The sequence below is a fragment of the Shigella sp. FC1661 genome, assembly GCF_001712525.1.
Lineage (GTDB): Bacteria > Pseudomonadota > Gammaproteobacteria > Enterobacterales > Enterobacteriaceae > Escherichia > Escherichia coli.
The window spans coordinates 1-25845 of the sequence record NZ_MDGW01000344.1 but is presented as its reverse complement, the minus strand read 5'-3'; the positions used below and the strand labels follow the sequence as shown (position 1 = coordinate 25845).

The following is a 25845-nucleotide window of genomic DNA, read 5'->3' as shown; positions in this document are numbered from 1 at the left end:
CACCCCGTCAGTAGCTGAACAGGAGGGACAGCTGATAGAAACAGAAGCCACTGGAGCACCTCAAAAACACCATCATACACTAAATCAGTAAGTTGGCAGCATCACCAGGCTCATCATCATTAAAATTACGCTTAAAAGGTTATTTGCCGGTGACCTGTCTGGAAGGTACGCGTAATCAACGCATCGCCGCGACTATTCGTCATAATCGCGCTCGTGGACGCCATCAAATCACCGCCATGTCGGAAATCGTCCGTGAACTTAGCCAGTTGGGATGGGACGATAATAAAATTGGCAAAGAGCTGGGAATGGACAGCGACGAAGTGCTGCGCCTGAAGCAAATTAACGGCCTGCAAGAGTTGTTTGCCGACCGTCAATATTCCCGCGCCTGGACGGTTAAATAGCTAAAGCTGGCGCAGGCGTTCAGCTGCTGCCAGCAACGTCGATTCCTTCTTGGCAAAACAGAGACGAATCAGTTTATGTGGGAAGGGATCGGCGCAAAACACCGACAGCGGAATCGCCGCCACGCCGTGCTCCCGCGTCAGCCACTGGCAAAACTCAACATCATCCAGGGTAGAAACCTCGCTGTAATCCACCAGCAAAAAGTATGTACCTTCACACGGTAAAATCTCCAGCCGGCTTTCATTTAAAGCATTCACCAGAATATCGCGCTTCTGGCGATAAAAGTCCGGTAACGCAAGATAATGCTCAGGTTCTGCACGTAGCATATCAGCAAGCGCCAGCTGTGCCGGGGTATTCACCGAAAAGGTCAGATACTGATGTACCTTGCGAATTTCGGCGCTGATGGGCGCTGGCGCAACACAATAACCCACTTTCCAGCCGGTCATATGATAGATCTTGCCAAATGAAGAAACCGCCACTGCCCGCTCACGCAGCTGCGGATGCGCCAGCACACTGGCATGGCCCTGTTGTGAAAAGTTGATGTGCTCGTAGACTTCATCGCTAATGACAAAAATCTCGTGCCCGGCGATCGCCTGCCACAAAGCGGCGAAATCAGCCTGCTGCCAGACAGTTGCACTGGGGTTATGCGGAGTGTTGAGGATCACCAGTCTGGTGCGCTCGCTTAATAATGCGGCAAATTCCTGCCAGTCAAGGTGGTTGCAGTGCCATACGCTTCACTATTCCCCCAGAAAGCGCGATGGCGGGGGCGTAACTGTCATAGCTGGGATCAAAACAAATCACTTCATCGCCATTGCGCACCAGTGCGGTAATCGCCGCGTATAACGCTTCCGTCGCCCCTGCCGTTACGGTGATATCGCTATCGGCATCTGGTTGATAGCCATACAAACGTTCCGTTTTCTGAGCAATCGCCTCGCGCAAGGCCTGCACGCCGGTCATGGGCGCGTATTGGTTTGCCCCCTGGGCAACGTGGTACGCCAGCCGCTCCTGTAAATAGCGCGGACCATCAAAATCAGGAAAGCCTTGCGACAGGTTAATCGCCTGGTGTTGCTGCGCCAGCGCGCTCATCTGGGTGAAAATAGTGGTGCCAAGTTGTGGAAGTTTGCTTTGTGGAATCAGAGGGTTATTTGTCATTTTTATTGTACCTGACGAAGTTGCGTGTTGAAGGCACTATAACACGATGCTAGTATTTGGCAATCAAGACGTTTAGATGTCTAAATAAAACAATAAGGACAACACAACATGCCTCACAATCCTATCCGCGTGGTCGTCGGCCCGGCTAACTACTTTTCACATCCAAGAAGTTTCAATCACCTGAACGATTTTTTCACTGATGAACAACTTTCTCGCGCGGTGTGGATCTACGGCAAACGCGCCATTGCTGTGGCGCAAACCAAACTTCCGCCAGCGTTTGGACTTCCAGGGGCAAAGCATATTTTGTTTCGTGGTCATTGCAGCGAAAGCGATGTACAGCAACTGGCGGCTGAGTCCGGTGACGATCGCAGCGTGGTGATTGGCGTCGGCGGCGGCGCACTGCTCGACACCGCGAAAGCCCTCGCCCGCCGTCTCGGTCTGCCATTTGTTGCCGTTCCGACGATCGCCGCTACCTGCGCCGCCTGGACACCGCTCTCCGTCTGGTATAACGATGCCGGACAGGCGCTGCATTATGAGATTTTCGACGACGCCAATTTTATGGTGCTGGTGGAACCGGAGATTATCCTCAATGCACCGCAACAATATCTGCTGGCGGGGATCGGTGACACGCTGGCGAAATGGTATGAAGCGGTGGTGCTGGCTCCGCAACCAGAAACGTTGCCGCTAACCGTGCGGCTGGGGATCAATAATGCGCAGGCCATTCACGACGTCTTGTTAAACAGTAGCGAACAGGCACTTGCCGATCAGCAAAATCAGCAGTTAACGCAATCATTTTGCGATGTGGTGGATGCTATTATTGCTGGTGGTGGGATGGTCGGTGGTCTGGGCGATCGTTTTACGCGTGTGGCGGCGGCTCATGCCGTGCATAACGGTCTGACTGTCCTGCCGCAAACCGAGAAGTTTCTTCACGGCACCAAAGTCGCTTACGGAATTCTGGTGCAAAGCGCCTTGCTGGGTCAGGATGATGTGCTGGCGCAATTAACCGGGGCGTATCAGCGTTTTCATCTGCCGACTACGCTGGCGGAGCTGGAAGTGGATATCAATAATCAGGCGGAGATCGACAAAGTGATTGCCCACACCTTGCGCCCGGTGGAGTCCATTCATTACCTGCCAGTCACGCTGACACCAGATACGTTGCGTGCAGCGTTCGAAAAAGTGGAATCGTTTAAAGCCTGACGTGCAAATTTAGCAGCAGCGCGCGCCGCCTTTTCCACCGTAGCGCGCGTCCTGCCGCTCACGGAAAAACTCCTCGTAGGTCATCGGCGTTTGATCGGGATGGTTAACCCGCATATGTTCGACATAGTTGTCGTAATCAGGCATACCAATCATCAGCTTCGCCGCCTGACCTAAATATTTTCCGGCTTTTGCCAGTGAATCAAACATCTTGGCCTCCGCTAACCATGTTGCTGAAAGAGTGCCGGATGCGGCGTGAACGCTTTATCCGGCCTACAAATGCTATCAACGCACTCGGTCAGTCCCCTCGCCCCATCGGGGAGAGGGTTAGGGTGAGGGGAACCCTCGGCACTATGCCAACATTCGCCAACATCCCCCCTCACTCTGACTTTAGTGCGCGCCTTTCGCCTGCGCTACGATCTCCTCGACATTTTCCGGCATCGGCTCATACGGCGTTTCTTTCGCCGTTGGCTTCGGATCTTTCAATGCCGCAAGTGCCGTCTTAATCGAGAACAGTGCCAGAACCACCACGACCACCATAAAGAAGATGGTTAACCCGGCATCCAGACGGTTGTTGAACACCAGTTGCGCCAGCTGTGACTCAGTATACTGCGACGGAATATTGCCGCTGTCGATCATTGCCTGGAACTTGTTAGCAATGGCTAGGAAGCCGACTTTCGCATCCGGGCTAAACGCTTTCTGCCAGCCAGCGGTCAGGGTACAAATCAGCAGCCAGGCCGTTGGTACCAGCGCCGCCCAGGCGTAACGTTGACGTTTCATCTTGAACAACACCACGGCACAGAGCATCAGCGCCATCCCTGCCAGCATCTGGTTGGCAATACCAAACAGCGGCCACAGAGTGTTAATACCGCCCAGCGGATCGACCACGCCCTGATGGAGGAAGTAGCCCCACGCCAGTACGCACAGCGCCGTTGCCAGCAGGTTAGCAGGCAGTGAATCGGTCCGCTTCAGGCCAGGAGACACCACGCCCAGCAGATCCTGCAACATAAAGCGCGCAGCACGCGTACCCGCATCTACCGCCGTCAGAATAAACAGAGCTTCAAACAGAATGGCGAAGTGATACCAGAACGCCACATCCATCATACCACCCAGCGCACCGTGCAGGATGTAAGCCATCCCCACCGCCAACGTCGGCGCACCGCCCGCACGGGAAATGATCGACTGTTCACCCACTTCGCTGGCAATCTGGTTGAGCGTATCTGGTGTAATGCTAAAGCCCCAGCTACTCACCACCTGCGCGACAGAAGCGACCACATCCGCCGTCCCTGCCGGAGCCAGCACCGCCATTGGGCTGTTCATGGCAAAGTAAACGCCCGGATCGATGATACAGGCGGAAACCAGCGCCATAATCGCCACGAAGGATTCCATTAACATTCCACCGTAGCCGATAAAACAAGCCTGCCCTTCGTTCGCCAGCATCTTCGGCGTGGTGCCGGAAGAGATCAGCGCATGGAAGCCAGACACCGCGCCACAGGCGATGGTGATAAACAGGAACGGGAACAGGTTACCGGTCCATACCGGGCCAGTGCCATCGACAAATTTGGTCAGCGCAGGCATGGTCAGCGTCGGGCGCATAATCAAAATGCCTACCGCCAGACCGACGATCGTCCCGATTTTCAGGAAGGTAGAGAGGTAGTCACGCGGGGCCAGCAGCAACCACACCGGCAGCACCGCCGCCACAAAACCGTAACCCACCAGCATCCAGGTCAGCTGCACGCCGGTAAAGTCAAAGTACGGTGCCCAGGTCGGACTTTCTGCCACCCTGCCGCCAGAGATAATGGCGAAAATCAGGAATACCAGACCGATGACCGACACTTCACCAATACGCCCCAGACGCAGATAGCGCAGGTAGATCCCCATAAACAGCGCCAGCGGAATGGTGAACGCAACGGTATACGTTCCCCACGGGCTATGAGTCAGGGCTTTCACCACGATCATCGCCAGTACTGCAAGGATAATGACCATGATCATAAAGCAGGCCACCAGCGCTATCACCCCGGCGGTTGGCCCCATCTCTTCTTTGACCAGCTCACCCAGCGATCGACCGTCACGGCGCGTAGAAACAAACAGCACCATGAAATCCTGCACCGCACCGGCGAGAACCACCCCGGCGAGTAGCCAGATCATCCCCGGCAGGTAGCCCATTTGCGCTGCCAGCACCGGCCCAACCAACGGACCTGCTCCGGCGATGGCCGCAAAATGGTGACCGAACAGCACTTTCTTGTCCGTCGGCACATAGTCCAGCCCGTCGTTATGGCGCACCGCTGGCGTCATACGCTTCGGGTCAACCGCCAGCACATTTTTGGCGATATACAACCCATAAAAACGGTAAGCGATCAGATAGATACAGACCGACGCCACCACAATCCACAGCGCGTTGATCTGTTCCCCACGATTTAAAGCAATGTATCCCAGAGCAAATGCTCCCATTACAGAGAGCACTGTCCAGACGAGGTATTTCCCTGATTTGTTCATAGTTGTTATCCGTATGCGTGTCCATAGAGATGTTACATTTTGTTTCTATAACATCTTTGTACGATTTAACAACACGGTAACTATGTAAATCGGAGTTGAAACCAATATTTAACTTAACAATGTTAACTCGATCACTCCGTTAACCGAGTTTTCCTGCAATCTCATTTAATTCTGTCGGGCTCATCCCAAAACTGCCGTACCCAGCCGACAAGTGCAGCAACGCCGCCCCTGTTCATCGAAAACGACGATTTCCCAGCTCTGATTTTGCCGCCCAAGATGCAGCGGCTGGCAGACGCCGCGTACCTTGCCTTCAGACACCGGGCGATGATGGGTGGCGTTAAGTTCCGTGCCCACCACACACTGCCCGTCACGGGTCATCATAAATCCGGCCATCGATCCCAGCGTTTCAGCCAGCGCCGCCGACGCGCCGCCATGCAGCAGGCCAAACGGCTGATGAGTACGGGTATCAACCGGCATTTCGGCTTCCAGCACATCATCTCCCAGACGGGTATACACAATTCCCAGATGCGCCACCATTGTGTTATCGCTGGTGGCGTTCAGTTCGTCGAGCGTTAAATGGCGTTTCCAGATCATGCTTATGCCCCCAGCGTTGAGCCGCCATCGACCACAATATCCTGTAGGGTGATATGGCTGGCGAGGTCAGAGGCGAGGAACAAAATCGTGTTGGCGATCTCTTGTGGACGGGCGATTTTCCCCAGCGGAATGCCGAGTTTAAACTGCTCGCCAAAGCCGCGAATACGCTGTTCTTCGGCGTCATCGCTCACCCACAGCGTGCGTTGCATATCGGTGTCGGTGGAGCCAGGCGAAACCACATTACAGCGCACGCCGCTACCCGCCAGTTCCAGCCCGACGCTCAACGCCAGGCTTTTCAGCGCCGCTTTCGATGCGCCATAAGCACTCATACCAATACGCGGCGTGTGTGCGGCGTCGGACGCCACAGTGACAATCGCCCCGCCCCGCTGACGGCGAAACTGGTTCATGGTTTGCTGGAACAGGTTAAACGCACCGCCGACGTTAACCGCAAAAGTCTGCTGCCAGTCCTCTTTACTGAGCTGATCGGTCGCGCCCATGCGCAAAATTCCCGCCGCATTGATCAGCACGTCCAGTCGCTCCGTTTCAGCTAACAGTCGCTGACATACCTGCGCCACCTGCCCGGCGTCGGCAACATCCATTACTTCGGTCGCAAAGGGATATTGCTCCTGAGTGAACGCTTGATCAAAACCTGTAACTTTCGCTCCCGCCTCAACAAACGCCAGCGCCGTGGCGTAGCCGATACCTTTACCTGCGCCGGTTACCCAGACATTTTTACCGCTGAAATCCATTATTTAACCTCGCGGGAGAGTAGCTTCCACCAGGCGTCGATGGTCGGTTTTTTCGCCAGCATGACAAAGTCGATATCACCATGCACTTTGCGCCAGCGCGCCGCCAGCGCCATCATGCGCACCGAATCCAGACCGTAGTCGATCAGGTTGTCGTCATCGAACGGTTCATCGGACTCGTCCAGCAACGGCAGGATAACCTCACGCAGCGCCGCTTTGCTGGCGGGGACAGGTGCTGGCAGTAATTCTTCAGTCATCACCACCCGGCCAGACCGCCCGGCCACATATTTCAGCGACATCAAATGCTCGTCACGGCTGAAATCGGCCAGCGCATCCGCCACCATAAACGGTTTAATATCGCGCATAAATGCGTCGGTTGCGGTGGTCATACAGCCAATGTGGGCATATACCCCGGTAATAATCAGCTGGTTACGTCCACTCTCTTTGAGCATTTGCTCCAGCGGAGAACGATGAAACGCGCTGTAGCGCCACTTCACCAGCACCGTGTCGTCGGCATCTGGCGTCAGGCGATCCACCACCTTTTGCTGTTCCGGCGAACGGGTCAGGCCCGGCCCCCACATATCATTCAACAGCGCCCGATCTTCATCGCTCTGCTCTTTCGGCTGGACGGTGTAATAAACCGGGATATTGTGCTGTTTGCAGTAGTCGCGCAGCGCAGCAATATTCGCGATCACCTGCTCCATCATCGGGCAGTTCTCGCCCCAGAAGCTGACAAAATAGTCCTGCATATCATGGATTAACAACGCGGCACGTTGCAGTTCAAAGGCCCAGTCAACTTTATTCTGCGGAATATCGTGAGACTCCGGCAGTGCGTAAGCCTGTAATTTTGGAATAGCCATCGTGTTCTCTCCTTCAGGCTGATGCGCGTGACGCCAGCCACTGACTTAATTGTTTTTTATCGACTTTCCCGACCGCCGTCAGCGGAAGTGAATCTACACACTCCACGCGATCCGGTAATTTAAATTCGGCAATACCCTGTTCACGCAGGAAACGACGCACCTGCACCGCGCGCAGCGGCTCTTTTACCACCAGATAAGCACAGCTTTTTTCGCCCATCAGCTCATCTTCCATGCTCACCAGTGCGGCATAGATCACCGCCGGATGGCGCAGCAGCAGGTTTTCGATCTCTTCGGCAGCGATCTTCTCGCCGCCACGGTTGATCTGATCTTTCTCGCGCCCCTGCACGGTGATGTAACCCTCTGGATCAATAGAGATCAGATCGCCGGAACAGTAAAAACCGTTGGCATCAAAGGCGCTGGCATTGTGCTGCGGACTTTTGTAATAACCGCGGAAGGTGTACGGCCCGCGCGTCATCAGGCGTCCGACTTCCCCTTGCGGCAGTGGATTTCCTTCGGCATCGGCAACCCACACTTCATCGTCCGGACACATTGGGTAACCCTGGGTATGGATAATTTTCTCCGCGCTATCATCAAGACGGGTGTAGTTCACCAGCCCTTCCGCCATGCCAAACACCTGCTGCAACTGGCAGCCAATCTCAGCGGGAATACGCGCCGCAAGGGTGGCAGAAAGACGTGCGCCGCCGACCTGTAACAGTTTCAGCGAGGCAAGCTGCGCCCGGCTTTCGCCTTCAGCCAGCGCCTGCAACCACAGGCTGACTGCCGGCGGCACCAGCGCGGTGACGTTCACCTGATGTTTTTCAATCAATGGGAAGCAAAGCGTAGCGCTGGGATCGGCCGCCAGAACAACCGTTCCTCCGGCAAGAAAGACGCCCAGCGATCCTGGCGAACTCATGGCGTAGTTATGAGCCGCCGGGATCGCGCACAGGTAGCGCGTCTGTTGTGTGAACTGACAAATCTCGACGCTACGACGCACGCTGTAGTAGTAGTCGTTATGAGTGCGCGGGATCAGCTTCGGTGTACCGGTGGTGCCGCCGGAAAGCTGGAAATAGGCCACTTCATCAGCAGGTGATGGCGTGGCAGTAAAACCGTCTGCCGGATGGTTAATCGCATCCTGCAAGTTATGCTCACCGCTGTCGTTGTGCAGTTGCACCACGCGAATGGAGGAATGTTCTGTGACGAAAGTATTGAGGAAATCATCCCCGCTAAACAACGCATGTTGGCGATCGGCAATCAGCAATGCGGGTTCAATCTGGCTGGCATAGGCGTTCAGTTCACTACGCTGATGGCTGAACAACGCCAGCACCGGCGCAACGCCCAGTTTCAGCAGCGCGAAAAAGGTAATATACAATTCAGCGACGTTACCCAGTTGTACCAGCGCGGTTTCACCAGGTTTAATGCCCTGACGGCGTAAAGTACACGCGAGGTTATCCGCCGCCTGATTCAGCTCCCGGTAACTCAACTGTAGCTCGCCGTCGATAACCGCGATGCTGTCACTCGCAGCGTGGCGAGTCAGAATGTCGGTCAGCGGCAAATCCTGCCAGTAGCCTTTTTCCCGATAGCGACGGGCAAACTCTTCCGGCCAGCGGGTGAATGGAATGCTCATCCTCGCTCCTTAATGCAATCCAAAAACATTCAACATGGTAGAAAGTTTGACGCCTGTTTCGCGCCACTCACCCAACGGTGACGACGCAGGCACAATCCCCGCTCCGGCAAACAGACGCACCTGATTTTCCCGCAGCTTCGCGCAGCGGATGGTCACCACCCATTCGCCGTTACCTTCGCTGTCACACCAACCCACAATGCCGCCAAACAGTTCGCGGTCGAACGGCTCCAGTTCAGCAATAACCTGAGTCGCGGCCTGATGCGGGAAACCGCTCAGCGCGGGGGTCGGATGCAGCAGACAGGCCAGAGTCAGTGCGTTTTCTTGCGAATTCGCTTTACCTTCAAAGGGAGTTGCGAGATGCCACAGCGTCGGCGTGGTAATCAATTGTGGAGAGGAGGGAACGTGTAACTCACTACTGCGTTCGCGCAGTACCTCTTTCATCGCCTGAGTCACCAGTTCATGTTCATGGCGATCTTTTTCTGACGCCAGCAGACGATTACCCGCTTCGCGATCGAGCACTTCATCCGGCTGACGACGCGCGGAACCGGCTAACGGAATGGAGCTAAAACGCTCGCCGTCTTTACGTAGCAGCAGTTCCGGGCTGGCCCCCAGCAGGACGCCACCATCAGCCAGCGGGACATGGAAGTTGTAACTAACCGGGTTTTGCGCAATCAACCGTTCCAGCAATACGCCACTATCAATGGCGGCGTCAGTGGTGATATCAATCAACCGTGACAACACCACTTTGTCGACCTGCGGCGTGGCGGTAAGTGCGGCAGCGCGGGCAACCATCTGTTCAAACGTGGTTTGTTCCGGAATTGCCTGGCGTTCCACCACATTCAGCGACTGGCTGCGGGTGAAACGGCGGGCGGAAGCTTGTTTTTCCTGACGGGAGAACGACTGCCAGGATTCAGGAATATACAGCGACGAAGGCTGACGTGGATCGAAGGGAATCGCCCCGACCATCACCGGATTTTTGATGCCCTGCACTTTGGCATCGGCAAACAGCGCGGCGAGTTTTTGCTGGAAGGGACTGTCGGGCGAATCCCCGTTCACAGCCGGTTCATCAAAGCGGGCGAAACATCCTGACGTCGTAAAACTGCGGTACGGCGACATAAAGAAAAAGCGATTGGGCGCAAGTGTTGCCATGGTCTGCTGTACTTCCTCAGCCAGTGACGTATCCATATCATCCTCCACAAAATGATAAAGGCTTTAATAATGATTATCATTTATATTTTCGGTCGCTAACCTAAAAGCAAACGCGCACTATGTCAACTCTTGAGGTAACGCAATCTGCAACTCGGGGTTGCATCTGGTTGTGGTTACAATGAAAATGAGAAGCATTATTGATGGATTCGCATAAGCGCAATGTGATGTCCTGCGCCGTTCTTCCCCCTCTCCCTTCCAGGGAGAGGGCTGGGGTGAGGGTCAATATTCGCACCAGTGCTGGCTGTTCCCATCCCCTAACCCTCTCCCCAAAGGGGAGAGGGTACGGATAGTGCGCTTTGTCGAATTTGTCATTACGCCCTTAACCTTATTAATAACAGGAAGCTGATTTGTGAGACTCGCCCCGCTCTACCGCAACGCCCTTCTATTAACAGGACTTTTGCTTTCCGGAATAGCCGCAGTTCAGGCCGCCGACTGGCCGCGTCAGATTACTGACAGCCGGGGCACTCATACCCTGGAAAGCCAGCCGCAGCGTATTGTTTCCACCAGCGTCACCCTGACCGGCTCACTGCTGGCGATTGATGCTCCGGTGATTGCCAGCGGCGCGACCACGCCAAATAACCGCGTCGCGGATGACCAGGGCTTTTTACGCCAGTGGAGCAAGGTGGCGAAAGAACGCAAACTACAACGGCTCTATATCGGCGAACCGAGCGCCGAAGCCGTTGCCGCGCAAATGCCGGATCTGATTTTAATTAGCGCAACCGGCGGGGATTCGGCGCTGGCGCTGTATGATCAGCTTTCCACCATCGCCCCGACATTAATCATCAATTACGACGACAAAAGCTGGCAGTCGCTGTTAACGCAGCTTGGCGAAATTACCGGGCATGAGAAACAAGCGGCAGAGCGGATTGCACAGTTTGATAAGCAACTGGCAGCGGCGAAAGAGCAAATCAAATTACCGCCGCAGCCGGTCACTGCTATTGTCTATACCGCCGCTGCACACAGTGCCAATCTCTGGACGCCGGAATCAGCACAAGGGCAGATGCTGGAACAACTCGGCTTTACGCTGGCGAAATTGCCCACAGGGTTAAACGCCAGCCAAAGCCAGGGCAAACGCCATGACATCATTCAGCTTGGTGGAGAAAATCTGGCTGCAGGGTTAAATGGCGAGTCACTATTCCTGTTCGCCGGTGATCAGAAAGACGCCGATGCGATTTATGCCAATCCACTGCTCGCGCACCTGCCCGCAGTACAAAACAAGCAGGTTTATGCGCTGGGAACCGAGACGTTCCGCCTGGATTACTACAGCGCCATGCAAGTGCTGGAACGACTTAAGGCGCTGTTTTAAGCATTAACTGTCGGACGCTGTCACCTGCGGCGGCGTCTGGCGAAAACGTCGCAACTCCACCAGCACCAGCAATAACAACACGCCGATAATCAACAAACCAAAACCGCTCGCGCTTGCGGAAGCAACCGGTGTCATCATCGCTCCCAGACCGCCTAACAGCGCCGCGCCTATGGCATCGCCCGTCACGTTTTGTGCCGTCCACAAACCGTTAATTCGCCCTAACATTGCTTCCGGCGTTTGCGTTTGCAGCATTGTATATTGCAGCAACGAACTGACCGCACTCAGCCAGCCGAACAGCGCCAGACAAACCACGCCTAAAATCCACATCGGCATCAGGCCAAATAAACCAATGGCGAGGAACGATCCCAACGTGGAGAGCAACATCAACAATCCTGGTCGCGCGCTATGCGCCAGTTTCCCACTGGTTAATGCGCCAATAGCCGCACCGAGCGGGATCGCCGCATAGAGAAAACCAATCTCTGCCGCCGACATCTGCCAGTTGTCAGCCAGCGCCGGATACAGTACCCGCACCGCGCTCGCCATCGTCAATAAACCACCCAGCAACGCAATCCCGCCCACCAGCGGGCTGGCGAGCAGAAAACGAAATCCTGCCAGTAATGATTTCAACGGATGCTCGCGCGGCTGCGGTGGCGGTGGCAACGCCGGAAGGCTTAACAACGGTAGCAAGGTAATAAACGTGCCCGCCGCCGCCAGCCCGTAGTTCCAGGCTACGCCACCGGTCGCCAGCAATAAACCGCCAATCATGGGCGAAATCACCGACCCCAGACGCACGGTCAACATGGTGAGCGCCCCGGCCTGCATTAAGTTTTCACGCCCTACCAGTGCTGGTGTCGCCGCCAATAGCGCCGTAACGCCAAGCGATGCGAAAAAACCATCCCATAAACCAAGTAAATAGATTGCCAGCAATGACGGCTCCGGCAGCAGTGCATTAAGGCACAGTCCAATGAAGCCAATGCCACAGGTGCCGCGCGCCAGCAAAATCACTTTTTTGCGCTCATAGCGATCCGCCAGCACACCGCCAACCATCAGGCCAACAAACATCGCGCCGCCGGTCAGCGTCACCGAAAGCCCCACCTGCCAGGTAGAATGCGTCATCATCTGGATCTGCACCGGCACCGCGACGCCGAGCAAACCCAGAGACACAATTGAGATAAAACGAGCGAGGAATACTGCGCGAAACGCCGGGTGCGTTTTCAACAGGCTGAGGTTAAGCAGCCAGGATTGTTTATTCATTACAATGCCTTGCCATCAAATATTTTAAATACCTATTCTTAGGCTGCACATGCTAACATATCCAAATAAGATCGATAACGATAATTAATTTCATTATCATGGAAGTTCATATGTCTGGTTCTGTTGCCGTGACACGCGCCATTGCCGTGCCCGGATTGCTGTTATTACTGATTATCGCGACGGCATTAAGCCTGCTCATTGGAGCAAAATCACTCCCCGCTTCCGTAGTGCTGGAGGCCTTCTCCGGCACCTGCCAGAGCGCCGACTGCACCATCGTGCTCGACGCGCGACTGCCGCGCACCCTTGCCGGTTTACTGGCAGGCGGCGCGCTTGGCCTTGCCGGGGCGTTGATGCAAACCCTCACCCGAAATCCACTTGCCGACCCCGGCTTGCTTGGCGTGAACGCCGGAGCCAGCTTTGCCATTGTGCTGGGTGCGGCGCTGTTTGGTTACTCATCCGCGCAGGAACAACTGGCGATGGCCTTCGCCGGGGCGCTGGTGGCCTCATTGATTGTTGCCTTTACCGGCAGTCAGGGCGGCGGGCAGTTAAGTCCGGTGCGTTTAACCCTGGCGGGCGTGGCGCTGGCGGCAGTGCTGGAAGGGCTGACCAGCGGCATCGCCCTGCTTAATCCTGACGTCTACGATCAACTGCGTTTCTGGCAAGCCGGTTCGCTGGATATTCGCAATCTACATACCTTAAAAGTGGTGCTGATCCCGGTGCTGATCGCCGGAGCAACCGCGCTATTACTGAGCCGCGCGCTGAACAGTTTAAGCCTCGGCAGCGACACCGCGACGGCGCTGGGCAGTCGCGTGGCGCGCACACAGTTAATTGGTCTGCTGGCGATTACCGTGCTTTGTGGTAGTGCGACAGCGGTAGTTGGCCCGATTGCCTTTATTGGCCTGATGATGCCGCATATGGCGCGTTGGCTGGTGGGTGCCGATCATCGCTGGTCGCTGCCCGTAACGCTGCTTGCTACCCCTGCCCTGCTGCTGTTTGCCGATATCATCGGGCGGGTGATTGTGCCCGGTGAACTGCGCGTTTCTGTGGTCAGTGCCTTTATTGGTGCACCGGTGCTGATCTTCCTCGTGCGACGTAAAACGCGAGGTGGTGCATGATTTACGTCTCTCGCCGATTACTCATCACCTGTTTGCTGCTTATTTCCGCCTGTGTGGTTGCAGGTATCTGGGGATTACGCAGCGGTGCCGTCACGCTGGAAACCTCGCAGGTATTCGCCGCGCTGATGGGCGATGCGCCGCGCAGTATGACGATGGTGGTCACCGAATGGCGTTTACCACGCGTGCTGATGGCGCTGTTGATTGGCGCGGCACTGGGCGTCAGCGGTGCGATTTTTCAGTCGCTGATGCGTAACCCGCTCGGCAGCCCTGACGTAATGGGCTTTAACACCGGGGCGTGGAGCGGCGTGCTGGTGGCGATGGTGCTGTTTGGTCAGGACCTGACGGCTATCGCGCTGGCAGCAATGGTGGGCGGCATTGTCACTTCTCTGTTGGTCTGGCTGCTCGCCTGGCGTAACGGTATCGACACCTTTCGGTTGATTATTATCGGCATCGGCGTTCGCGCCATGCTGGTGGCCTTTAATACTTGGCTGTTGCTGAAAGCGTCTTTAGAAACGGCGCTAACAGCGGGTTTGTGGAATGCCGGATCGCTCAATGGCCTGACGTGGGCAAAAACTTCGCCTTCCGCACCCATCATTATATTGATGCTCATTGCCGCCGCCTTGCTGGTGCGGCGAATGCGCTTGCTGGAGATGGGCGATGATACCGCCTGCGCGCTGGGCGTCAGCGTCGAGCGTTCGCGTCTGTTAATGATGCTGGTTGCAGTGGTGCTTACCGCTGCGGCAACGGCGCTTGCCGGGCCGATTTCCTTTATTGCTTTAGTCGCGCCGCACATTGCCCGACGCATTAGCGGCACCGCTCGCTGGGGGCTGACCCAGGCGGCGCTGTGCGGAGCGCTGTTACTGCTGGCGGCCGATCTCTGCGCCCAACAACTGTTTATGCCGTATCAACTTCCGGTTGGCGTCGTTACCGTCAGCCTCGGCGGTATTTACCTTATCGTCTTGTTAATTCAGGAGTCTCGCAAAAAATGACCGAATCAGTAGCCCGTTTGCGCGGCGAACAGTTAACCCTGGGATATGGCAAATATACCGTTGCGGAAAATCTGACTGTAGAAATTCCTGATGGTCACTTCACGGCAATTATCGGACCAAATGGCTGTGGTAAATCCACGTTACTGCGTACCTTAAGCCGCCTGATGACGCCTGCTCACGGGCATGTCTGGCTGGATGGCGAGCACATTCAACATTACGCCAGTAAAGAAGTTGCACGCCGGATTGGTCTGTTGGCGCAAAATGCTACCACGCCGGGCGATATCACCGTGCAGGAGCTGGTGGCGCGTGGACGTTATCCGCATCAACCGCTGTTTACCCACTGGCGCAAAGAGGATGAAGAAGCGGTAACGAAAGCGATGCAGGCCACGGGAATAACTCATCTGGCAGATCAAAGCGTGGATACCCTTTCTGGCGGACAACGCCAGCGAGCGTGGATCGCGATGGTGCTGGCCCAGGAAACGGCAATTATGCTGCTCGACGAACCCACGACCTGGCTGGATATCAGTCATCAGATTGATCTACTGGAACTGTTAAGCGAACTGAACCGCGAGAAAGGCTATACCCTGGCGGCGGTGCTGCACGATCTTAATCAGGCCTGTCGTTACGCCAGCCATTTGATTGCATTGCGGGAAGGGAAAATTGTTGCTCAGGGAGCGCCGAAGGAGATTGTCACTGCTGAACTGATTGAGCGCATTTATGGTCTGCGATGCATGATCATTGACGATCCGGTAGCCGGAACGCCGCTTGTGGTGCCGCTCGAACGAACGGCACCTTCAACCGCAAATAGTTAAACTAAGTGGTCTGCCATCATGGCATCCTGTTTTCTGGATGCCATCGCATAGCGCAATAACACGCTACCACAAGCCACCATCCCGCCGATCAGCGCGGAAAGGATCACAATAATCGCCTTACCCGGACCGTCTTTTTTCACTGGCAATGACGGGCTTAACTGATATTTAAACGGCGTAAAATTCACATCGTTGACATTTGCTTTTGTTAATTGCTCGACAAGATACTGCCGATTACGTAATTCACCGTTCAGTTCCGCAACGTCAGTAACCGCTTTTTCAATTTCCAGTTTGCGTTCAATACCGTCTGCGCCGAGAGAAATAGAGAAATCGGGGTCATCTTTAACGGCCTGACCATTACTGTATACGGGCTTTTTAATTCCTGCCGCGTTGGCAATGTCGAGAGAATAATTGAGGCGCTGAATGTTTGCATCAAGTTGATTTTTCGTTTTAATGCGATCCTGAGCCAGTTTTTCTTTTTCAAACTGGGTTTTGATCTCCAGTTTATTACGGATGTTTTCTATCGACTCTTTCACCACCAACGCAGAGATATAATCGATATACCCGCTCAAAACGGTCTGCGCCTCTTTACTGGTTGGCGCGGTAAAACTTAGCGTCCAGGAGGTATACAGTGACGGTTCATCTTTTTTCTTACTGGCATTGTCATCAACCGCTTTCATTTTTTCGCTCAATGCAACAATAGCGCGATGCAAATCCAGTTCATCGATTTTCGCCTCTTTTAATTGGTCCATCACATAAGGTGATGAACGCAGGTACTCTTCCAGCAAGCTAACGGACTGAAACTTCTTGATAAACAGGTTAAATGCACCGCCACGGTCGATATTAACATCGAGATCAAGAACGCGGAGTTTGGTAAAGGTTTTCTCCAGGTCCTGCCACTGAATGGCTTCGGCGGGAGTAATAACGGCTGAGCTGGTCCATTTTTGCGGCAGGATGAAAGAGATCAGTAAACCTGCGCAGGCAAATGCAAAAACGACCGCCATGACCGTTTTTTTGGCCCGCCATAAAACTTCGATTAGATTAAGTAAATCAATTTCATTACTACTGGGCGACGCCAGAGGATACTCGGAAAAATGAGCGTCACTTCCCTGTTTAATATTCAGTGATGACATGGGTATAACCTGAAAATGAGTCCAATAGGGGGAAATCTCCACGGCGCTCACTTTACCAGTTGGTGAGAAATTATCCGAAGCTGAAGTTTGTAAATTCCTTCCACTGAATGCAACACTCACTCTATTTAAGAGAAATATTCATCAAACCTATAAATCAAACAAATAAAAAACCCATAATTATTTTCTGTAATTATGGGTTTATAGATAATATTAATTTACCTGTTTAGCGTTGCGCGAATAATCGGCCCAATTTTTACAAACGCCCCTGGAGAGATAATATCCACATGCGCACAATCCTGACGATAGATATCCAGCTCGGCAATCCAGGGCGACCAAGCGCGTTCGGGGCTCATACCTTCCTGAAGCGTGCGTTCAGCAACAAACAGCGTCGCTTTACCATCAAACGGTACGCTATGAGCAGTCGTCAGCAGACGCACAGCATCAGCGTAGTTGCCTTCAATGGTGGTAAACAACTCCGTTGAAGTACTTCCCTGCTGTGCCGCCAGGAAGGCCTCGCGTTCGCGGTTAATCTCCGCCAGCACTTCCGGGTCCAGACCATTAGCCTCTTTTTCCTGCCAGTTTTGCGTTTCTGGCGGCCAGGTATCCAGCAAACCAAGAAATGCCACCTGTTCGCCACGGGCACGCAGTCGCGCCGCAATGCCCTGCGCCAGCGTACCGCCAAGGGAATACCCCAGCAGGTAATAAGGGCCGTGCGGTTGTTGTTCAAGTAACGTTGCCAGATGCGCTTCACAGACTTCATCCAGATTTGCCGCGGTATGCATGGGGCCATTGGGGCGCGGCGACTGAATGCCGATAATCGACCATTGTGGATCGATATAACGCGAGAGCACGCTAAACTGCCAGGCAAAACCGGATGCCGGATGGAAACAAAACAGCGTCGGGCCATTACCTTCACGCAACGGCAGAATGGTTTCGAATCCCATACGCCGGGTGCTGTCTTCTTCAGCATCAATAATCGTTGCCAGTTTAGCGACGGTTGACGCGACCATCACTTGCCCCGGCGTCACCTGGCGGGCAACCTGCCGACTTAACTGCGCTGCCAGTTTCATTGCCAGTAGCGAATGACCGCCAAGCGCAAAGAAATCAGCATCGGCATCCTGCACCTCACAACCCAGCAACGACGCGAATGCCGCGGCAATAATCGTTTCACTGCCCGCTTTTGGCGCACGCCCCGGCGCTTGTGCCTTCAGTTCAGGCAACGGTAAGGCTTTGCGATCCAGCTTGCCGTTGGCGCTAAGAGGTAACAGTGGAAGTTGCAGCAGAACCACGGGCACCATATGTGGTGGCAATGTTTCGCGAAGCTGCGCCTGTAATGCGCTGGTATCCAACGGCAGACCTGATTGCGACACCAGATAGCCCACCAACTGACGCGCATCACCACCGGTGGCTGCCGCCTGGTTAATCACACAGGCGTGGGTAACGGCTTGTTCGACATCCGGCAGCGCCTGCATCACGCGATCGATTTCGCCCAGTTCAATACGCTGCCCGCGAATTTTTAGCTGATCGTCACTGCGCCCGAGGTACTCCACCGCGCCGTTATCCAGCCAGCGGGCAACGTCTCCGGTACGGTACATCCGTTCACCAGGGACAAAAGGATCGGCAATAAAGCGGCTGGCGGTCAGATCGGGTCGTCCAAGATACCCCTGCGCCAGTTGAATGCCGGTGAGATAGAGATCACCCGCCACACCCGGCGGCACCGGATGCATCATCGCATCAAGAATACGCAGATCCGTATTCCATACCGGATAACCAATCGGCACACTGCTGCCGCGCACCTGTGCCAGTTCCTCGCCAAAAGCCGGATACCAGCTGACATCTACCGCCGCTTCCGTCGGGCCATATAGATTATGCAACGGCACGCTGGTTAACTGTTGCCATTCGCGGCATAAATCAGCCGGTAAGGCCTCACCACTACAGAAAACCTGTTTCAACGTCGCGCAACTCTGGCGAGCGGTTTGCGGCGTCAGCGATGCAACAAATGCTGCCAGCATCGACGGCACAAAGTGCGTGGTCGTTACGCCATATTCGGCAAAGAATTGCTGCATAGCGAGCGGGTCGCGGTGCGCTTCCGGTTCAGCCATCACCAGTTTAGCCCCGGCAATAAACGGCCAGAAAAACTCCCACACCGAGACATCAAAACTGCACGGCGTTTTTTGGGCAACGACATCTTCGCCTGTAAGCAGATAATGATTTTGCATCCACAACAGGCGGTTAACGATAGCCGTCTGCCCGACCATTACCCCTTTCGGCCTGCCGGTGGAGCCAGAGGTAAAGATGATATAAGCCGTGTGATGCGGTTGTGAAAGTTGCAGCGGCGCACTGCCCTGCGGTTTAAGCGGGGCGTTATAGCAAAGGTTGGTTAAATCTGGAACATCGGCAAAGCGCGGCAGTTGATCGTCGGTGGTGATTAACAGCGACGGACGCGCATCTTCCAGCATCATTTTCAGGCGATCGTCCGGATAGCCGGTATCCAGCGGTAGCCAGGCCGCGCCAGCTTCAACTATCGCATGTAGCGCCAGGGTCAAAAAGACCGAGCGCGGTAGCGCCACCGCCACGCTGTCGCCCGGTTTAACGCCACGCTCACGCAGCAGATTCGCCAGCGCCACCACCTGCTCGCGCATTTCCCGATAGCTGAACTGGTAACGCGCATCTGCCAGCGCCGGAGCATCCGGTGTTTTTGCCGCTTGTTCTGCCACCAGCGCGCTCAGCGTGGTTTCTGGAATCTCAACCTGAGTGGCGTTGATCTGCGCCAGCTGCGCATACTCACCTGGCAGCATAATATCGACATCGCCGCACAACAGCGCCGGATCCGCGGCGAACTGGGCAATCAGCATTTTCAGGCGTTCAGCATGCTGGATTAACGTTGGCTCATCGTAACGCTGTTTATTGGCGAGGATCTCAATACTCAAATCACCGTGTTCATCCGGGAACAGGGCCAGTTCAAGGTCATTAACCGGACCGGTTGCCAAGGTATGGGTTTGCGCCTGAACACCAGGAATATCCAGTTGGTAATCAAATACCTTGATATTGAGTACCGGACCAAACAGCGGTTCATCACCTGCCGCTCGCCCGCTGTCACGGACAATTTGTTCGGCATCGTAACGTTGATGACGACGCATTTTTTTCAGTTGTGCTGCCAGTCGGGTTGCCAGTTCCGGCAGCGTTTCTTGCGCCGCAATGTGAATACCCAACGGCAAAACGTTGAGCACGGGTCCGGTAGCCGTCAGCGCCGCCGAGCCCAGTCGACGCATAAAGATAAATCCAGCGGCGTAGTCCATGCGATTGCACAATCGCCCCAGCCACAAAGCCGTCAGCGCAAGGGCTAAATCGGTACGCTGCACACCTGAAAGTTGCGTAGCCAACTGGCGGAATTCCCCGTCGGTAAATTCCATTTTCAGACGTAAAATATCTGCCGAAGCGCTGCGCCCCGGTAAAGGTGCCGGAGAAAGTGACGCGGGCGGCGGCAGTTGACGACGCTGTTCTGCCCAGAATGCCGCATCACGCTGCCAGGCTTCGCTTTCGCGGTATTGCTGGTACTCTTCCACTACATCAGCGAAAGGCGTAAACGGCGAAGCAGGCGTTGGTTCGCCACGCAGCCATGTGCAGTAAATATTGGCGATCTGGCGGGTAATGGCCGGGAAACTGAAGCCATCGACCAGCAAATGGTGATAACGCTGATACCAGTACCAGCGGTTATCCGCCACCTGTATCAGCTGATGAAAGACCAGTGGTTTACCGCTATCGACGCGCAGATCTTGTTGCAAATCCGCCTGCATTAATGCCTGCGCAGTACCGTGCGGATCAATGTTGGTTCGCAGGTCGATAATTTCTGGCAGTTCGAACGTCAGCGCATCATCGACCCACTGCCAGACTTCGCCGTTATCTTCCGTAAAACGCATCCGCAGCGTATCTGCTTGCGCTAGTCCGTCAACCACCGCGCGGGCCAGTAATGGCGCATCAACCTCTCCGGTTAACTCAACGTAATGCGCTACGCTCCAGGCGGAGGGTAAATCCGACAGTTTTTCTGCCATCCAGATGCCGGGCTGTGCGGCGACCAAAGGTAAATGCTGGCTCATTGCGCCTCCTGCAACTGGGTGAAATTCGCCGGTGTCAGAGTACGCCAGTGGGCTTCAAGCCACTGCTGGCAGGACTCTTGTGACTGCGGCTGACACACAATGTCCCAGCCTGCCGGTAAGGCGCATTGTTGCGGCCACAGACTGAATTGCCCCTGCGCATTGCGCAAAATGTAAAACGCTCCCTGTGGATCATCGAAGGGATTACTGAATGCCATATTCAACTCCTGTCATGGAAAAGTGGTTGCCAGAGGTCGATTAGCCCCTGCATCAAGCCACCGCGCCAACAAAGCGCATCATGTCCGCCGTCAACCTGACGCCAGAAAATGGATTCTTTTATGGGGTGTAATTGCGCATACAGCGCCTGATTGGCCCGCATAATCATCGGCTCGCGAATACCCGCTTCCAGCACAATGCGCAGACCTTCGGCGCTAACTTCACCAGCTTTAAGCTTTTCAAGTAACACGCCCTCTTGCTGCCCGCCCCGATGCGGCCACCAGTACGATCCTGACTGGCTTAATACACAACCAAAACGTTCAGGCCAGTGCAGTCCGGCATACAGCGCGGAAAGTCCACCAAAACTCTGCCCGGCAACCACGGTGCGATCGGCGCGATCGCTAAAAGGGGCAATAGCTTTCACCAGGGGTAATAACTCTTGCTGTACTGCGAGCCAGAAATCCGCATTACACGGCAGTTCGTGAGCGCGGTGCGTGGTGTCGATAGCGTCGATCAACACATACACGGCGGGAGGAAGTTGCTGACGATGGGTCAGCGAAGTCAGCACTGGCCAGACGGGCATACTTTGCGCCCAAAATTCGCCATCGAGCAAAACTGCCAGCGGGCGTTCTTCTGCTGTTGCATCGCCGGTGGTAAAAATCCATACACGACGTGAATTTTTCAACCGTTCACTTTTCCAGATAATTTCTTTGGCTGGTATTTCTGGCGCTTGCGGACAATCCCATCCCGGTTGCAGAGGCGCTTGCGGCATTTCGAGTGCAGAAACAGCGTGCCCTCGCCCGCCTTTCCAGCTTTGTGGATTCAGCGGATCGGCTATTGCCTGGGGTAATAGTTTTCGCCAGCCTTCACGTAATTCGAGGCGATCGGGGGATGGTGCAGAAAAAATGTCATCGCGTTCGGTGGGAATAAAGCAGTAGCTGCCGCGCCAGTTGGCATTGAGTTGTGTCGTCCACTGCCAGACATCAGTACCTGCAATGCGCTGCATCGACTGGGGCTGGCTGTTCTGATGATGATCGGTCACACCAGTGATGTAGACCCATACGCGCTTTATCGGCGAGTATTCTTCAGAACCTTGGGGATCACGCCACCAGAAAGTGACCTCAAACATTTCGTCATTCAGACGCTGCCATTCCGGGCCATGTTTCGACTGCCACCAGCTCTCACTTCCTACTTTTAACGCCGTCACACCATAACCCCATGTTTACTGTGCAATTTTTCATTGATTGCAGAAATATATTGATAATATTATTGATAACTATTTGCATTTGCAATAGCGTAATGGCGCGCCGTGGGAAGCGCGGACATTAATTAACCAACTGCACTGCGTGTCTTTCAGGATCAAAGGTTTTCGCGGTAGCGGGATGCGTCGTGTTGAGGACGACCATGCCCGACAGTTGCAATTCGTGGCAAAAATGCAGGAATAAAACAATGAACAAGAAGATTCATTCCCTGGCCTTGTTGGTCAATCTGGGGATTTATGGGGTAGCGCAGGCACAAGAGCCGACCGATACTCCTGTTTCACATGACGATACCATTGTCGTTACCGCCGCCGAGCAGAACTTGCAGGCACCTGGCGTTTCGACCATCACCGCAGATGAAATCCGCAAAAACCCGGTTGCCCGCGATGTGTCGGAGATCATCCGTACCATGCCAGGCGTTAACCTGACCGGTAACTCCACCAGTGGTCAGCGTGGGAATAACCGACAGATTGATATTCGCGGTATAGGTCCGGAAAACACGCTGATTTTAATTGACGGCAAACCGGTCAGCAGCCGTAACTCGGTGCGTCAGGGCTGGCGTGGCGAGCGCGATACCCGTGGTGATACTTCCTGGGTGCCGCCTGAAATGATTGAACGTATTGAAGTTCTGCGTGGTCCGGCTGCAGCGCGTTATGGCAACGGCGCGGCGGGTGGCGTAGTTAACATCATTACCAAAAAAGGCAGCGGTGAGTGGCACGGTTCCTGGGACGCTTATTTCAATGCGCCAGAACATAAAGAGGAAGGTGCCACTAAACGCACCAACTTCAGTCTGACCGGCCCGCTGGGCGACGAATTCAGCTTCCGCTTGTATGGCAACCTCGACAAAACCCAGGCTGACGCGTGGGATATCAACCAGGGCCATCAGTCCGCGCGTGCCGGAACGTATGCCACGACGTTACCAGCCGGGCGCGAAGGGGTGATCAACAAAGATATTAATGGCGTGGTGCGCTGGGACTTCGCGCCTCTGCAATCACTCGAACTGGAAGCGGGTTACAGCCGCCAGGGTAACCTGTATGCGGGCGATACCCAGAACACCAACTCTGACGCTTACACTCGCTCGAAATATGGCGATGAAACCAACCGCCTGTATCGCCAGAACTACTCGCTGACCTGGAACGGTGGCTGGGATAACGGAGTGACCACCAGCAACTGGGTGCAGTATGAACACACCCGTAACTCGCGTATTCCGGAAGGTCTGGCGGGCGGTACCGAAGGGAAATTTAACGAAAAAGCGACACAGGATTTCGTCGATATCGATCTTGATGACGTGATGCTGCACAGCGAAGTTAACCTGCCGATTGATTTCCTCGTTAACCAAACGCTGACGCTGGGTACGGAGTGGAATCAGCAACGGATGAAGGACTTGAGTTCCAATACCCAGGCGCTGACCGGGGCGAACACCGGCGGCGCTATTGATGGTGTGAGTGCCACCGACCGTAGCCCGTATTCAAAAGCAGAAATTTTCTCGCTATTTGCCGAAAACAACATGGAGCTGACTGACAGCACCATCGTAACGCCGGGGCTGCGTTTCGATCATCACAGTATTGTCGGCAATAACTGGAGCCCGGCGCTGAACATATCGCAAGGTTTAGGCGATGACTTCACGCTGAAAATGGGCATTGCCCGCGCCTATAAAGCGCCGAGCCTGTACCAGACTAACCCGAACTACATTCTCTACAGTAAAGGTCAGGGCTGCTATGCCAGCGCGGGCGGCTGCTATCTGCAAGGTAACGATGACCTGAAAGCAGAAACCAGCATCAACAAAGAGATTGGTCTGGAGTTCAAACGCGACGGCTGGCTGGCGGGCGTCACCTGGTTCCGTAACGATTATCGCAATAAGATTGAAGCGGGCTATGTGGCTGTAGGGCAAAACGCAGTCGGCACCGATCTCTATCAGTGGGATAACGTGCCGAAAGCAGTGGTTGAAGGTCTGGAAGGATCGTTAAACGTACCAGTTAGCGAAACGGTGATGTGGACCAATAACATCACTTATATGCTGAAGAGTGAAAACAAAACCACGGGCGACCGTTTGTCGATCATCCCGGAGTACACGTTGAACTCAACGCTGAGCTGGCAGGCGCGGGAAGATTTGTCGATGCAAACGACCTTCACCTGGTACGGTAAGCAGCAGCCGAAAAAATACAACTACAAAGGTCAGCCAGCGGTTGGCCCGGAAACCAAAGAAATCAGTCCTTACAGCATTGTGGGTCTGAGCGCGACCTGGGATGTGACGAAGAATGTCAGTCTGACCGGCGGCGTGGACAACCTGTTCGACAAACGTTTGTGGCGTGCGGGTAATGCCCAGACCACGGGCGATCTGGCAGGGGCCAACTATATCGCGGGTGCCGGGGCGTATACCTATAACGAGCCGGGACGTACGTGGTACATGAGCGTAAACACTCACTTCTGATGCTAACGTCAGATTGTTGACAAAGTGCGCGTCGTTCATGCCGGATGCGCTACGCTTATCCGGCCTACAAAAATCTTGCCAATTCAATATATTGCAGGACCATGTAGGCCTGATAAGCGTAGCGCATCAGGCAGTTTAGCGTTTGTCATCAGTCTCTAATATGGTCGACATGAAAACTACGCATACCTCCCTCCCCTTTGCCGGACATACGCTGCATTTTGTTGAGTTCGATCCGGCGAATTTTTGTGAGCAGGATTTACTCTGGCTGCCGCATTACGCGCAACTGCAACACGCTGGACGGAAGCGCAAAGCCGAACATTTAGCCGGGCGGATCGCTGCAATTTATGCGCTGCGGGAATATGGCTATAAATGTGTGCCCGCAATCGGCGAGCTACGCCAACCGGTGTGGCCTGCGGAGGTATACGGCAGTATTAGCCACTGCGGGGCTACGGCATTGGCCGTGGTTTCCCGTCAACCGATTGGCGTTGATATCGAAGAAATTTTTTCTGCGCAAACAGCGACCGAATTGACAGACAACATTATTACACCAGCAGAACACGAGCGACTCGCAGACTGCGGTTTAGCCTTTTCTCTGGCGCTGACACTGGCATTTTCCGCCAAAGAGAGCGCATTTAAGGCAAGTGAGATCCAAACTGATGCAGGTTTTCTGGACTATCAGATAATTAGCTGGAATAAACAGCAGGTCATCATTCATCGTGAGAATGAGATGTTTGCTGTGCACTGGCAGATAAAAGAAAAAATAGCCATAACTCTGTGCCAACACGATTAATTGACAACATCTGGTACGATTCGCCCGCAGCCATCACTGACCGCGGGCGAAAGTGTAAAGCAGGTGCCTTACCACTCTGACCTGACAACCGGATATGCGGGGATTGCTCCCCGCACAACGGCTACTTCTTCGGTTCGTAAGCGAGAACAGCCTTAAACTCAATATTACGTTCCTT

At 54.5% G+C, this 25845-nt stretch carries 20 protein-coding genes and 2 pseudogenes; 8 read left to right on the top strand and 14 right to left on the bottom strand.

What is annotated here, in order from left to right; translation table 11 throughout:
- Positions 1-51 (bottom strand): IS1 family transposase (locus BFF42_RS28385; protein WP_165888145.1); only part of this gene is annotated, 51 nt, incomplete at its 3' end.
- 56 nt (positions 52-107) lie between these two features.
- Between BFF42_RS28385 and BFF42_RS17655 the strand changes: the two are divergent.
- A pseudogene (locus BFF42_RS17655) lies at positions 108-401 on the top strand (hypothetical protein); the annotation flags it as partial.
- Here BFF42_RS17655 and ybdL read toward each other — a convergent pair.
- A pseudogene (gene ybdL / locus BFF42_RS17650) lies at positions 402-1551 on the bottom strand (methionine-oxo-acid transaminase).
- 108 nt (positions 1552-1659) lie between these two features.
- Between ybdL and hcxA the strand changes: the two are divergent.
- Positions 1660-2748, top strand: a complete 1089-nt coding sequence (hcxA, locus tag BFF42_RS17645; RefSeq protein WP_001120486.1) for a hydroxycarboxylate dehydrogenase HcxA — start codon at positions 1660-1662, stop codon at positions 2746-2748.
- Between the two features lie 9 nt (positions 2749-2757).
- Here hcxA and BFF42_RS17640 read toward each other — a convergent pair whose 3' ends face one another.
- From BFF42_RS17640 to entC, 7 genes are all read right to left on the bottom strand, one after another.
- Positions 2758-2955, bottom strand: a complete 198-nt coding sequence (locus tag BFF42_RS17640; RefSeq protein WP_000460431.1) for a YbdD/YjiX family protein — start codon at positions 2953-2955, stop codon at positions 2758-2760.
- A 180-nt stretch (positions 2956-3135) separates the two neighbouring features.
- Positions 3136-5241: a pyruvate/proton symporter CstA gene (cstA, locus tag BFF42_RS17635; RefSeq protein ID WP_039059030.1), complete on the bottom strand. Its 2106-nt coding sequence runs from the start codon at positions 5239-5241 to the stop codon at positions 3136-3138.
- A 180-nt stretch (positions 5242-5421) separates the two neighbouring features.
- A complete protein-coding gene (gene entH, locus BFF42_RS17630) occupies positions 5422-5835 on the bottom strand; it encodes a proofreading thioesterase EntH (RefSeq protein WP_000637953.1) in 414 nt (137 codons plus the stop codon).
- A gap of 2 nt (positions 5836-5837) precedes the next feature.
- The gene (gene entA, locus BFF42_RS17625) at positions 5838-6584 is read right to left on the bottom strand and encodes a 2,3-dihydro-2,3-dihydroxybenzoate dehydrogenase EntA (RefSeq protein ID WP_000347664.1); all 747 of its coding nucleotides are present in this window, start codon (positions 6582-6584) and stop codon (positions 5838-5840) included.
- The gene (gene entB, locus BFF42_RS17620; protein ID WP_001007130.1) at positions 6584-7441 is read right to left on the bottom strand and encodes an enterobactin biosynthesis bifunctional isochorismatase/aryl carrier protein EntB; all 858 of its coding nucleotides are present in this window, start codon (positions 7439-7441) and stop codon (positions 6584-6586) included. The genes entA and entB overlap by 1 nt, the downstream gene beginning before the upstream one ends.
- A gap of 13 nt (positions 7442-7454) precedes the next feature.
- Entirely contained in the window at positions 7455-9065 is a 1611-nt protein-coding gene (gene entE / locus BFF42_RS17615) for a (2,3-dihydroxybenzoyl)adenylate synthase EntE (RefSeq protein WP_000026762.1), read from the bottom strand.
- A 9-nt stretch (positions 9066-9074) separates the two neighbouring features.
- Entirely contained in the window at positions 9075-10250 is a 1176-nt protein-coding gene (gene entC / locus BFF42_RS17610) for an isochorismate synthase EntC (protein WP_012421470.1), read from the bottom strand.
- Between the two features lie 373 nt (positions 10251-10623).
- Between entC and fepB the strand changes: the two genes are divergently transcribed.
- Positions 10624-11580 (top strand): Fe2+-enterobactin ABC transporter substrate-binding protein, encoded by a 957-nt coding sequence (gene fepB, locus BFF42_RS17605; protein WP_001234317.1) that lies wholly within the window; start codon positions 10624-10626, stop codon positions 11578-11580.
- A gap of 3 nt (positions 11581-11583) precedes the next feature.
- Here fepB and entS read toward each other — a convergent pair whose 3' ends face one another.
- Entirely contained in the window at positions 11584-12834 is a 1251-nt protein-coding gene (entS, locus tag BFF42_RS17600) for an enterobactin transporter EntS (protein WP_001041802.1), read from the bottom strand.
- Positions 12835-12944: 110 nt separating this feature from the next.
- Here entS and fepD point away from each other — a divergent pair, with 110 nt between their 5' ends.
- The 3 genes from fepD to fepC are packed head-to-tail and all read left to right on the top strand — an operon-like array spanning position 12945 to position 15750.
- Positions 12945-13949 (top strand): Fe(3+)-siderophore ABC transporter permease, encoded by a 1005-nt coding sequence (gene fepD / locus BFF42_RS17595; RefSeq protein WP_001298899.1) that lies wholly within the window; start codon positions 12945-12947, stop codon positions 13947-13949.
- The gene (fepG, locus tag BFF42_RS17590; RefSeq protein WP_000640969.1) at positions 13946-14938 is read left to right on the top strand and encodes an iron-enterobactin ABC transporter permease; all 993 of its coding nucleotides are present in this window, start codon (positions 13946-13948) and stop codon (positions 14936-14938) included. The genes fepD and fepG overlap by 4 nt, the downstream gene beginning before the upstream one ends.
- The gene (fepC, locus tag BFF42_RS17585; protein ID WP_000140632.1) at positions 14935-15750 is read left to right on the top strand and encodes an iron-enterobactin ABC transporter ATP-binding protein; all 816 of its coding nucleotides are present in this window, start codon (positions 14935-14937) and stop codon (positions 15748-15750) included. Before fepG ends, fepC begins: the two co-directional genes overlap by 4 nt.
- On the opposite strand, the gene wzz(fepE) is transcribed toward fepC, so the two are convergent.
- The 4 genes from wzz(fepE) to fes form a co-directional block, all read right to left on the bottom strand.
- The gene (wzz(fepE), locus tag BFF42_RS17580; protein ID WP_000096747.1) at positions 15747-16880 is read right to left on the bottom strand and encodes an LPS O-antigen length regulator Wzz(fepE); all 1134 of its coding nucleotides are present in this window, start codon (positions 16878-16880) and stop codon (positions 15747-15749) included. The two genes, fepC and wzz(fepE), sit on opposite strands and share 4 nt — an antisense overlap.
- A 215-nt stretch (positions 16881-17095) precedes the next feature.
- Entirely contained in the window at positions 17096-20977 is a 3882-nt protein-coding gene (gene entF, locus BFF42_RS17575; RefSeq protein ID WP_039060038.1) for an enterobactin non-ribosomal peptide synthetase EntF, read from the bottom strand.
- The gene (ybdZ, locus tag BFF42_RS17570) at positions 20974-21192 is read right to left on the bottom strand and encodes an enterobactin biosynthesis protein YbdZ (RefSeq protein ID WP_000885782.1); all 219 of its coding nucleotides are present in this window, start codon (positions 21190-21192) and stop codon (positions 20974-20976) included. Before ybdZ ends, entF begins: the two co-directional genes overlap by 4 nt.
- Before the next feature lie 2 nt (positions 21193-21194).
- Positions 21195-22397: an enterochelin esterase gene (fes, locus tag BFF42_RS17565; RefSeq protein WP_000125803.1), complete on the bottom strand. Its 1203-nt coding sequence runs from the start codon at positions 22395-22397 to the stop codon at positions 21195-21197.
- Positions 22398-22639: 242 nt separating this feature from the next.
- On the opposite strand from fes, the gene fepA reads away from it, so the two are divergent.
- Both fepA and entD read left to right on the top strand, forming a co-directional pair.
- On the top strand, positions 22640-24880 hold the full coding sequence (gene fepA / locus BFF42_RS17560; protein WP_001034865.1) for a siderophore enterobactin receptor FepA: 2241 nt from the start codon (positions 22640-22642) through the stop codon (positions 24878-24880).
- A gap of 169 nt (positions 24881-25049) precedes the next feature.
- Positions 25050-25670, top strand: coding sequence for an enterobactin synthase subunit EntD (gene entD, locus BFF42_RS17555; protein ID WP_077897083.1), 621 nt, complete (start codon positions 25050-25052; stop codon positions 25668-25670).
- Positions 25671-25845: the final 175 nt, after the last annotated feature.